13 protein-coding genes are annotated in these 10,399 nt (G+C 54.9%); 12 read left to right on the top strand and 1 reads right to left on the bottom strand.

All coding sequences use genetic code 11. The features are described 5' to 3' along the window. The 10 genes from rplR to rimK form a co-directional block, all read left to right on the top strand. Positions 1 to 337, top strand: a 337-nt coding sequence (rplR, locus tag ACN0WX_RS15105) for a 50S ribosomal protein L18 (RefSeq protein WP_417623171.1), incomplete at its 5' end; no start/stop codon positions are given. A 1-nt stretch (position 338) separates the two neighbouring features. Beyond that, on the top strand, positions 339 to 1,100 hold the full coding sequence (gene rpsE, locus ACN0WX_RS15110; RefSeq protein WP_417623172.1) for a 30S ribosomal protein S5: 762 nt from the start codon (positions 339 to 341) through the stop codon (positions 1,098 to 1,100). A gap of 6 nt (positions 1,101 to 1,106) precedes the next feature. Then, complete coding sequence (gene rpmD / locus ACN0WX_RS15115; protein ID WP_417623173.1) at positions 1,107 to 1,283, top strand: 50S ribosomal protein L30; 177 nt, start codon at positions 1,107 to 1,109, stop codon at positions 1,281 to 1,283. Positions 1,284 to 1,350: 67 nt separating this feature from the next. Beyond that, a complete protein-coding gene (gene rplO, locus ACN0WX_RS15120; protein WP_417623174.1) occupies positions 1,351 to 1,905 on the top strand; it encodes a 50S ribosomal protein L15 in 555 nt (184 codons plus the stop codon). 199 nt (positions 1,906 to 2,104) lie between these two features. Then, the gene (gene secY / locus ACN0WX_RS15125) at positions 2,105 to 3,478 is read left to right on the top strand and encodes a preprotein translocase subunit SecY (RefSeq protein ID WP_417623175.1); all 1,374 of its coding nucleotides are present in this window, start codon (positions 2,105 to 2,107) and stop codon (positions 3,476 to 3,478) included. A 57-nt stretch (positions 3,479 to 3,535) separates the two neighbouring features. Then, positions 3,536 to 4,183 (top strand): adenylate kinase, encoded by a 648-nt coding sequence (locus ACN0WX_RS15130; protein WP_417623176.1) that lies wholly within the window; start codon positions 3,536 to 3,538, stop codon positions 4,181 to 4,183. Positions 4,184 to 4,205: 22 nt separating this feature from the next. Then, complete coding sequence (locus ACN0WX_RS15135) at positions 4,206 to 4,841, top strand: SRPBCC family protein (RefSeq protein ID WP_417623177.1); 636 nt, start codon at positions 4,206 to 4,208, stop codon at positions 4,839 to 4,841. Between the two features lie 132 nt (positions 4,842 to 4,973). Further along, positions 4,974 to 6,329 carry an NADP-specific glutamate dehydrogenase gene (gene gdhA, locus ACN0WX_RS15140; RefSeq protein ID WP_417623178.1) on the top strand — a complete coding sequence of 452 codons (1,356 nt, stop codon included), beginning with the start codon at positions 4,974 to 4,976 and terminating at the stop codon, positions 6,327 to 6,329. 109 nt (positions 6,330 to 6,438) lie between these two features. Then, complete coding sequence (locus ACN0WX_RS15145; protein WP_417623179.1) at positions 6,439 to 6,858, top strand: ATP-dependent zinc protease; 420 nt, start codon at positions 6,439 to 6,441, stop codon at positions 6,856 to 6,858. Positions 6,859 to 6,861: 3 nt separating this feature from the next. Then, positions 6,862 to 7,767 carry a 30S ribosomal protein S6--L-glutamate ligase gene (gene rimK, locus ACN0WX_RS15150; RefSeq protein WP_417623180.1) on the top strand — a complete coding sequence of 302 codons (906 nt, stop codon included), beginning with the start codon at positions 6,862 to 6,864 and terminating at the stop codon, positions 7,765 to 7,767. Positions 7,768 to 7,916: 149 nt separating this feature from the next. Here rimK and ACN0WX_RS15155 read toward each other — a convergent pair whose 3' ends face one another. Continuing rightward, positions 7,917 to 8,969 (bottom strand): succinylglutamate desuccinylase/aspartoacylase family protein, encoded by a 1,053-nt coding sequence (locus ACN0WX_RS15155; protein WP_417623181.1) that lies wholly within the window; start codon positions 8,967 to 8,969, stop codon positions 7,917 to 7,919. Positions 8,970 to 9,429: 460 nt separating this feature from the next. On the opposite strand from ACN0WX_RS15155, the gene rpsM reads away from it, so the two are divergent. After that, the gene (rpsM, locus tag ACN0WX_RS15160; protein WP_417623182.1) at positions 9,430 to 9,798 is read left to right on the top strand and encodes a 30S ribosomal protein S13; all 369 of its coding nucleotides are present in this window, start codon (positions 9,430 to 9,432) and stop codon (positions 9,796 to 9,798) included. 50 nt (positions 9,799 to 9,848) lie between these two features. After that, positions 9,849 to 10,238 carry a 30S ribosomal protein S11 gene (gene rpsK, locus ACN0WX_RS15165; protein ID WP_074204552.1) on the top strand — a complete coding sequence of 130 codons (390 nt, stop codon included), beginning with the start codon at positions 9,849 to 9,851 and terminating at the stop codon, positions 10,236 to 10,238. Positions 10,239 to 10,399: the final 161 nt, after the last annotated feature.

The following is a 10,399-nucleotide window of genomic DNA, read 5'->3' on the forward strand; positions in this document are numbered from 1 at the left end:
GTTCAAACGGCGCCAGCAACGCGTACGCAGCAAATTGCGCAAGCGCGGGCTCTCAAAGCCTCGTTTGTCCGTGCATCGCACGAGCCGGCATATCTATGCGCAGGTTATCGACGATGCCGAGGGCAAAACGCTGGCTTCCGCTTCGACCATCGACAAGGCGTCCAAAGTCAAAACCGGTGCGGATAGCAAAGCTGCAGCCGATGTTGGCAAACGCGTTGCCGAAGCAGCCAAAAAGGCGGGCGTAAAAGAAGTAATTTTTGACCGTGGCGGGTTCCTGTTTCACGGACGTGTGAAGGCTCTGGCCGACGCAGCACGTGAAGGCGGATTGGAGTTTTAATATGGCCGACGAGAACACAACACCAGAAGGTGCTGCGAAGCCCGGCACCACCGGTGAAGGCAACCAGCCAGAAGCGGCTGTCGCTGTTGAAGCGAAAACCGGTGCGCCTGAGCGTCAATCACGCGGTGGAAACCGTGGCGGTGGTCGCGATAACCGCGGTGGCGGACGTGATAATCGCGGCGGCGGACGTGGTCGTGGCGGTCGCGGCGGACGCGACAATGAGGGCGGCGAAGAGCTGATCGAGAAATTGGTCCACATCAACCGCGTTTCCAAGACGGTAAAAGGCGGTAAACGCTTCGGCTTTGCTGCGCTGGTCGTGGTTGGCGACGGCAAGGGCCGTGCCGGTTTCGGTAAAGGCAAGGCGCGCGAAGTGCCGGAAGCCATTACCAAGGCAACCGCCGCTGCGAAGAAATCGATGGTTCGCGTGCCTTTGCGTGAAGGCCGTACTCTGCACCATGATGGCAAAGGCCAGTTTGGTGCTGGTAATGTGACCGTTCGTTCGGCCCCTGCAGGTACCGGTATTATTGCTGGTGGTCCGATGCGTGCTGTTTTCGAAAGTCTTGGCGTTTCCGACGTTGTGACCAAGTCCAATGGCACTGCAAACCCTTATAACATGATCCGCGCAACATTTGCTGCGCTGGCAGATCAGTCGAGCCCGAAAGCTGTTTCCCAGCGTCGCGGCAAAAAAGTGACCGACCTGTTGGCACGCGCCGGCGGTTCAGCAGCTGAAGTGGCAGCCGATGCCGCTGCAGTTACGGAGTAATTTCTGATGGCCAAAATTAAAGTCAAGCAGATCGGATCTCCGATCCGCCGTCCCGAAGTTCAGCGCAAAACGCTGATCGGTCTTGGACTTAACAAGATGCACCGTGTCTCCGAGCTGGAAGATACACCAGAAGTTCGCGGCATGATCCGCAAGGTGCACCATCTTGTAGAAGTCGTGGATTAAAATCGTCCCCACCTGCCAGGCGGGTGGGCCAATATTGTGCGCACAAAAGCGAAAGCGAGTACCCGATATGAAACTGAATGAAATTAAAGACAATGATGGCGCACGCAAATCACGCATGCGCATTGGCCGGGGCATAGGTTCCGGCAAAGGCAAAACCGGTGGACGTGGCCAAAAGGGCCAGAAATCCCGTTCCGGTGTAGCGATCAAGGGCTTCGAAGGCGGCCAGATGCCGCTGCATATGCGGCTCCCGAAGCGCGGTTTCAACAATCCGTTCGGAACCGACTATGCCGAAGTGAACTTGGGCATGATCCAGAAGTTCATCGACAACAAGAGCCTGGCGAATAAAGGCACGCTTGATCACGCGACATTGAAGGCCGCTGGTCTGGCTCGCGGCGGCAAAGACGGTGTCCGGCTGCTTGCCAAGGGTGAGCTCAAGGCGAAAATCACCATCGCCGTTGCCGGAGCATCCAAGGCTGCCGTTGCAGCGGTCGAAAAAGCAGGCGGCAAGGTCGAGATTTTGAAAACCTCTGCCGAACATCGTGCCAAGGGTGAAAAGAAGGCCACACCTTCAAAGCCAGCGCGTGAGAAAAAAGCCGCAAACAAGGCGAAAAAGAAAGATTGATCTTCGAGGGGCGCTAGTTTTAGCGCCTCTTTTTCTGGCCCCTTGTTTTTGATGCATGGACATCCGATATGGGGCGGGTTGCATAGCTGCAAAGGCAGCTATCCATCTCCGGAGATTGCAACAAGCGCAATAGTTGGAGATGGGCCTCTGCTTCCACAGGGGTGCGTTTTTAACTAATAGTGGGGCAGGGAAGTCAAGCATGGCATCAAGAGCCGATCAGGTCGCAGCTAATCTAAGCCTGTCAAAATTTGGCGAAGCAACCGAATTGCGCAAGCGCATCTGGTTTACGCTCGGCGCTCTTATCATTTTTCGTTTGCTCAGTTTCGTACCGCTGCCGGGTGTTGACCCGGTCGTTCTGGCTGATCTTTATGATCAGACCCGCGGCGGCGTTCTTGATATTTTCAATACATTTTCCGGCGGCTCACTAGAGCGGATGAGCCTGATTGCTTTGGGTGTCATGCCCTATATTACCGCTTCGATCGTGGTTCAGCTGGCTGCAGCCCTGTCGCCGACACTGGCTGCGGTAAAAAAAGAAGGCGAAGCCGGGCGCAAGAAGCTCAATCAATATACCCGCTATGGCACGGTCGGGCTGACCGCCGTTCAGGGATATTTCATTGCTGTTGGTCTCGAAAGCTTTGCGTCCCAATCGGGCCTGCAAGCGGTTGTCGAACCCGGCTATATGTTCCGTATTGGCGCGGTTATCAGTTTGATTGGCGGTACCTTGTTCCTGATGTGGCTGGGTGAACAAATCACCAGTCGCGGTATCGGTAACGGTATTTCGCTGATTATCATGGCCGGTATTGTCGCGCAAATGCCGACTTTTGTTGGCAATCTTATGGAAGGTAGTCGCACCGGTTCGATCAGCGCGCTGACGATCGTGGGCCTGATTGCGATGGTTGCCGGACTGATATTGTTCATCAGCTTCATGGAACGGGCCCAGCGCAGGGTGCTTATACAATATCCGAAGCGCGCCACCCAGCATGGTGTGATGCAGGCCGATCGCAGCCATTTGCCATTGAAAGTAAATACCGCCGGGGTGATCCCGCCAATTTTTGCTTCCTCGCTGCTGCTGATGCCGCTGACGGTGAGTCAATTTGCTGGCAATGCGACCGCTGGAGAAACGGCATTTGGTGATTTCATTATCACCCTTAACCAGTATCTGGCCCATGGCCAGCCGCTCTATATGGCGCTCTATGCAGCCGGTATTATCTTCTTCTGCTTTTTCTATACGGCGGTTGTGTTCAATCCCGAAGAAACCGCGGAAAACCTGAAGAAAAACGGTGGTTTCATTCCCGGTATTCGTCCAGGCAAAAATACTGCGGACTATCTTGATTATGTGCTTACCCGGATCACCGTGGTGGGCGCGGCCTATCTGGCGCTGGTCTGCGTATTGCCGGAATATGTCATGGCACAAACCAATTTGCCGCTTTTCTTCCTGGGCGGGACAAGCTTGCTGATCGTAGTCAATGTGACGGTCGATACAGTGACGCAGATCCAAAGCCATCTTTTGGCTTTACAATATGGCGATCTGCTTAAAAAAGCGAAGCTCAAGGGCGGTCGGCGTAGACGCTAACTTTCCAACGCGCTAGTTCAGCAACAGAATCATACCAATTCAATCGGGGGTAATCGCATGGATATCATCTTGTTGGGACCACCGGGTGCCGGGAAGGGAACTCAGGCAAGCCGTTTGGAGGATGAGCATGGCATGGTGCAACTCTCCACCGGTGATATGCTCCGTGCCGCAGTCAAGGCCGGTACCGAGGTCGGGTTGAAAGCCAAGGCGCTTATGGACGCCGGCGAACTCGTTCCCGATGACGTGGTTTCGGGCATTATCGGTGACAGGCTGGATGAACTGGGTTCCGAGATAAGCGTGATTTTTGATGGCTATCCCCGGACCGCAGCTCAGGCCGCTGCACTGGATGACATATTGACGGCAAGGAACCGGTCGTTGGCCCATGTCATCGAACTGGAGGTTGATGAAGACGCGCTGGTCGAACGTATTGTTGGCCGGTTCACCTGCGGCAATTGCGGTGAAGGCTATCACGACAAGTTCAAGCAGCCTGCCAAAGAAGGCGTCTGTGACGTATGCGGGGAAAGCGAGTTCAAGCGCCGGCCGGACGACAATGAAGAGACGGTCCGGACCCGGATGAAAGAATATCGGGCAAAGACAGCACCGATCCTGCCAATCTACGAAGCGCGCGGCATCGTTCGCAAGGTGAATGGCATGGGCAGCATGGCGCAAGTCAATGATGCGATTGAGGCGGTTCTGTCGCTTTGAGCTGAATATCGGAGGGATAGTCATGAAGAAGCTGGCATTTCGCACGATATTGGGAATGGCCGCGCTTTGCAGCATGACTGGCGCTCAGGCGGAAGTGACAAACACCGCCGATAACGGCTTTACCGTGCAGCATCAGACCGTGATTTCCGGCGATACGGAAGCGGTCTGGAAGGCCATGATCGCGCCATCGCAATATTGGAGTGCGGATCACAGCTGGACCGGCAATGCCGAAAATTTCTACCTTGTGCCGCAGGCCGGTGGATGTTTTTGTGAGCTGATCCGGACGACGTCGGTCGAGAATATCAAATCGTCGGACGGCAGCATCCAGCATATGCGCGTTATCTATGCACATAACAACAGGATGCTGCGTCTCTCCGGGGCGCTCGGGCCCCTGCAAGGTGAGGCAGTGATTGGCACGCTCACCATGCTGTTGCAGCCGCAAGGCGATGCTACGGTGGTCCGTTTCACCTATAAAGTGGGCGGCTATATGGAATTTCCCATCGACGAGATTGCGCCGGCAGTGGATGGCGTGATCGGCGAGCAATTGATGCGTCTGTCCGCGTTGTTCGGTAATCCGGCGGCTGCTGATGCTCTGCAGGATGAAGCGGTTACACCGAACGACAGCGAAAATAGTGGCGTCGATAAAGATCAGTCCTGATTTAGACCGAATCTCAAGGCTTTACCAAGGCCGGTTAATAGTTCTATTGTGGTTTGATAGTTGGTGTCGACTCGAGGAAGTCGACAGCGATTAAACGGGTCGTACCGATACTGAATTTTGAGGGGGTAGACGATGGCCGTTTCCGATCATGTAGATTTTCCAACATTCATGGAGGGCGTCAAAAAACGCAATCCAGGGCAGCCTGAATTTGTCCAGGCCGTGCAGGAAGTTGCGATGGATATTTTCGATTTTATCGAGGATAAGGAGGCCTATCACAGCGCACAGATATTGCGGCGTATTGCCGAGCCGGACCGGGTTGTGTCTTTCCGGGTTTGCTGGGAAGATGACAATCACTGCATTCGCGTTCAGCGCGGCTACCGGGTCCAGAATAACAACGCCATTGGCCCCTATAAAGGCGGTATCCGTTTTCACCCAAGCGTAACCGAAAGCGTCCTGAAATTTCTCGCGTTCGAGCAGACGTTCAAAAACTCGCTGACCGGATTGCCGATGGGCGGCGGCAAGGGGGGCGCCAATTTCAATCCGAAAGGCAAGTCGGACGCCGAGGTCATGCGCTTTTGTCAGTCGTTCATGACCGAACTTTACCGTCATATCGGTCCGGATACGGATGTTCCTGCCGGTGATATCGGTGTCGGAGGCCGCGAGATCGGCTATATGTTCGGCCAGTACAAGCGCATCACCAACCGCTGGGAAGGCGTGCTGACGGGCAAGGGCATGGAATATGGCGGTTCGCAGATGCGCCCCGAGGCAACCGGCTATGGCGCGGTCTATTTCATGGAAAATATGCTCAAGCACAAAGGCGACGCGATTGCCGGCAAGACTGCGGTGGTTTCCGGTTCCGGCAACGTAGCGACCCATGCAGCCGAGCAGATCACGAAGCAGGGTGGCAAGGTACTGACGCTTTCGGACAGCGGTGGCTTCATTTATGACCCCGATGGCATTGATCAGGACAAGATCGACTGGGTCAAGCATCATAAAACGCACACGCGAGGGCGGATTAGCGAATATGCGGACCATTTCACCGGCGCGTCCTTTCACGAAGGCAGCCGCCCGTGGAGCGTGCCCTGTGATCTGGCCTTGCCTTGCGCGACCCAGAATGAACTCAATGAAGAGGAAGCCAGGGAACTGGTCGCCAACGGCGTCATTGCAGTGTCGGAAGGCGCGAACATGCCAACGACGCTGGAAGGGGTCCATGTCTTCCACGATGCCAAGATCATGTATGGTCCGGGCAAGGCGGCCAATGCTGGTGGGGTCGCCGTATCCGGTCTGGAAATGAGCCAGAATGCCGAACGGATCAGCTGGAACCATGAGCGCCTCGGCGAGATGCTGACCGATCTGATGGAAGGTATCCACAGCAAATGCGTCGAATATGGTGACCAAGGCGACGGCTATGTTGACTATGTGAAAGGCGCGAATATCGCGGGCTTCAAAAAAGTGGCTGACGCCATGCTGGCTTATGGTGTCGTCTAGATTATAATTATCTTGCGCAAAAATGCGCCATCGGCCAAATCACTGGCCGATGGCGCAGACAAAAAACCAGAAAGAGACAGGGCTTCGCACTAAGCTGAAAGAGCCCTGTGTGATCGGTTGGTGCGAACTGATCGATATTCCGGGACTAGGCGTAACAAACCTGCACGCCAAGGTGGATACCGGGGCAGCCACCTCTTCGCTCCATGCCACGCGGATCAAACCATTCGAGAAAGACGGCCAGCCGTTCGTGCAATTTGTCATTCCCATGGGCTCGGGTGTGGCCGACTATCATTGTGAAGCGCCCGTCTATGGGCAGCGCAAAATTAAGAGCAGCAATGGTGTCATGCAGAACCGTTATGTGATAGAAACCGTTATGAAGCTCGGGCCACTGGAGTGGGTCGGGCATATGACGCTTGCCAACCGTCAATCGATGATATTTCCGGTCCTGATAGGTCGCCGGGCGCTGAAAAGGGGATTCCTCGTAAACAGCGCCAAGCGGTGGATGCTGGGTCGGCATGAAGAAAGATAATTTATGAAAATCGCCATGCTTGCCCGCAACCCGAACCTTTATTCGCATAAACGCCTGGTTGAGGCGGCAGAAGAGCGCGGGCACACGCTCGACATTCTCAACACCACCCGCTGCACCGTGAATATCGCCAGTCACCGACCGACGATCACCTATAATGGTGACACACTGGAAGGCTATGAGGCGGTCATCCCGCGTATCGGGGCGTCGATCACCAACTATGGTCTGGCAGTGTTGCGGCAGTTTGAAATGGCTGGCGTTTGGCCGCTCAATGAAAGCGTTGCCATTGGCCGAAGCCGGGACAAGCTGCGGTCGATGCAGATTCTTGCCAAGCACGGCCTGGGCCTGCCGCTGACCGCCTATGCCAATGATCCAAAGCAGGCCGAAGAGATTATCAGGGCGGTCAACGGCCCGCCAGTGGTCATAAAATTGCTCGAGGGTACGCAGGGCATCGGTGTGGTTCTGGCCGAGACCATGTCGAGCGCCAAGTCGGTGATCGAGGCTTTTCGCGGCGCCAATGTGAATATCCTGGTGCAAGAATTTATCAAGGAGGCCGGTGGTACGGATATTCGCGCGCTGGTTGTGGGCGGCAAGGTTATCGCCGCCATGAAGCGCACCGGGGCACCGGACGATTTCCGTTCCAACCTCCACCGTGGCGGCAGCGCGCAGATTGTAAAAATCACGCCAGAGGAGCGTTCAACCGCGGTGCGCGCGGCCAAGCATATGGGGCTGAATGTATGCGGCGTAGACATGCTGCGGTCCAACCACGGTCCCGTGATCATGGAAGTGAACAGCTCGCCCGGTCTGGAAGGTATTGAAAATGCCACCGGCAAAGATGTTGCAGGACAGATTATCGAATTTATCGAGAAAAATGCCAAGCCCGGCAACACTAAGACCAAGGGCAAGGGGTAGGTAAATTACTGCGTTTGATAGTTGAAGCGAACTTCCTGTTTCATTTCCATTCGCCGGGAGCACAGCTATTTTGGTATTTTCTGGATACCGCCAACGGTTCACGAGATGAACTGGAAGGCGGCGGAACAATAGGCAGGAGAAGGTGGAGATTAAATCACCTCATCCTCGTCCAGAAGCTGGTTGCTGGTGATTGCATCCTCGATTTTCTCGAGCCGTTCGCCGACTGTGTCAAATACCCGGACTTCGGCGATATGGAGCAGTGCGTCCCCCTGATTGACCACGGGCAGGTTGCTGTGTCCGATAACAATTCCGTTGACCGGGGAGAGGATCGCTTCTTCTCCTTCGCCAAAAATATCGCTGATATAGGCCACGGGATCACCCTTGTGGACTTTGCTTCCGGAAGGTGAAACCAGTCGGCAAATCCCGCCCCGGGTTGAGCGCAGCCAAACGGTACGGGTTGTTTGCGCTGGTGGTGTCCCGCGCTTGCCGAGCCGTTTGGTCTCTATCAATCCTAGCTTTTTCAGCACCCGCAAGATGCCATTCACTCCAGTCAATATGGAGAATTCATCAAAGCGCAAGGCTTCGCCGGCTTCCATCAACAGCATGTCGACGCCCGCTTCCTGCGCTATTGCGCGCAAAGAACCGGGGCGCAGTTCGGCTTCGATGACAACCGGTGCCCCGAATTCTATCGCTAGTTGTTTCAGTTCAGCCTTGCCCGATGCAATGCGGATTTGCGGAAGATTATAGCGATGTTGTGCAGCGCTGTGGATATCGATGCCGAGCGAGCAATGGTCGATTATTTCGGTGGAGAAAATATTGGCGAGCTGCGACGCCAGCGATCCTTTTTCGGTGCCCGGAAAAGACCGGTTGAGATCGCGGCGGTCGGGCAGATAGCGGCTGTGGGTAATGAACCCGAACATATTGACCACCGGTACGAAAATCACCGTTCCTGCCATCCGTGCCGGATGAAGTTTCTTCATGACCCGGCGAATAATCTCGGTGCCGATAATTTCGTCGCCGTGGATCGCTGCGCTGACGAAAATCGTCGGGCCGGTTCGTTTTCCATGGAATACGCGTACTTCCATCTTGGCCTGCATGCCCGCGGAAAGATCGCTGACCGGTATGGCAAAATCGCCGATTTTCCCCGGCGCTACAGTCTGCCCACTGATCTCGAACAGATCATGTTTGTTGCGAATTGTCATGTAATTCCCCGATTCAGGCAAAAACTATGGCGCGGAATTTGGGTAAATCGCAAGGCAAAACAAGCTGAACCTGCTGTGCCGCGGCCTTGTCCAATCGAAATGGCGCTTTTAACGGGCAGGGGGGGGCTGCTAAACAACCGCATCATTCCATCTGACTGCCATTGGGTGGACTAGGGCAAGGCATATGGTATCGGCGCGTCAATGGGTGAGGAGATTCGGGCAAGATAGTTCAGGCCGCTGCCCGGTACCGGATATTTCCGCCAATCGCCCGCCAAACTGCGTGTTTCAGCGCTTGACACTTTGGCCAACGCGCCGTAAATAACGGGCATTCGAAACAGATTTGAACCGGCAACACCCTTTGTGGTGGGCGCTGGTTTTGTGCGTTTTGGGTGTGTTTTTAGCGACTTAGCTATGAGATAGGGGCCGGCGAATCGGTTCCTGTGGAGCATGGAGAAATATATTGGCACGTATTGCTGGGGTAAATATCCCAACTAACAAGCGCGTAATCATTGCGCTTACCTATATTCACGGTATCGGACGCACAAAAGCGGCTGAAATTGTCGAAAAACTGAAGATTGATCCGACCCGCCGGGTTCAGGACCTGACCGATCAGGAAGTTTTGCATATTCGCGAAACAATTGATGCGGATCATACGGTTGAAGGTGACTTGCGGCGCGAAACCGCGATGAACATCAAGCGTCTGATGGATCTGGCCTGCTATCGCGGCCTGCGTCACCGTAAAGGCCTGCCGGTTCGCGGACAGCGTACGCATACCAATGCGCGCACCCGCAAAGGCAAGCCCAAGGCGATTGCTGGCAAAAAGAAATAAGGCTTGTCTGCGGACAAGTATCTTCAAGATATTAGGTAGGAATTGATCACATGGCACGCGAACCTCAGCGCATTAAAAAGCGCGAGCGCAAGAATATTTCGGCAGGCGTAGCGCACGTCAACGCCACTTTTAACAACACGATGGTGACCATCACCGATGCCCAGGGCAATGCGATAAGCTGGTCCTCTGCTGGTATGATGGGCTTCAAGGGCTCGCGGAAATCGACCCCTTATGCAGCGCAGGTTGCAGCGGAAGACGCTGGCAAGAAAGCGGCTGACCACGGTGTGCGGACTCTTGAAGTCGAAGTGAAAGGCCCCGGCTCCGGTCGTGAATCCGCTCTTCGTGCGCTTCAGGCTGTTGGTTTCACGATCACCTCGATCCGTGATGTCACGCCGATCCCGCATAACGGTGTTCGCCCATCCAAAAGACGCCGCGTCTAGCACCGCTCGAGTTTTGAGGCTGGCAGGCAGGCCAGTCTCACATTTTATCATTCAGAGCGGAAACGACGTCCAAACCCGCTCTTTGAACCATTAGGGGAAGTCCATGACTGTCAATATGAAGAACTGGCAAGAACTGAAGAAGCCCAACGTCCTCGACATCA

It is taken from the genome of Parasphingorhabdus sp. (assembly GCF_048269915.1).
Lineage (GTDB): Bacteria > Pseudomonadota > Alphaproteobacteria > Sphingomonadales > Sphingomonadaceae > Parasphingorhabdus.

What these genes read in the sequence shown, in the direction of transcription:
- rpsE (WP_417623172.1), top strand. Translation starts at nt 339, where the DNA reads ATGGCCGACGAGAACACAACACCAGAAGGTGCTGCGAAGCCCGGCACC.
- rpmD (WP_417623173.1), top strand. Translation starts at nt 1,107, where the DNA reads ATGGCCAAAATTAAAGTCAAGCAGATCGGATCTCCGATCCGCCGTCCC.
- rplO (WP_417623174.1), top strand. Translation starts at nt 1,351, where the DNA reads ATGAAACTGAATGAAATTAAAGACAATGATGGCGCACGCAAATCACGC.
- secY (WP_417623175.1), top strand. Translation starts at nt 2,105, where the DNA reads ATGGCATCAAGAGCCGATCAGGTCGCAGCTAATCTAAGCCTGTCAAAA.
- ACN0WX_RS15130 (WP_417623176.1), top strand. Translation starts at nt 3,536, where the DNA reads ATGGATATCATCTTGTTGGGACCACCGGGTGCCGGGAAGGGAACTCAG.
- ACN0WX_RS15135 (WP_417623177.1), top strand. Translation starts at nt 4,206, where the DNA reads ATGAAGAAGCTGGCATTTCGCACGATATTGGGAATGGCCGCGCTTTGC.
- gdhA (WP_417623178.1), top strand. Translation starts at nt 4,974, where the DNA reads ATGGCCGTTTCCGATCATGTAGATTTTCCAACATTCATGGAGGGCGTC.
- rimK (WP_417623180.1), top strand. Translation starts at nt 6,862, where the DNA reads ATGAAAATCGCCATGCTTGCCCGCAACCCGAACCTTTATTCGCATAAA.
- ACN0WX_RS15155 (WP_417623181.1), bottom strand. Translation starts at nt 8,969, where the DNA reads ATGACAATTCGCAACAAACATGATCTGTTCGAGATCAGTGGGCAGACT.
- rpsK (WP_074204552.1), top strand. Translation starts at nt 9,849, where the DNA reads ATGGCACGCGAACCTCAGCGCATTAAAAAGCGCGAGCGCAAGAATATT.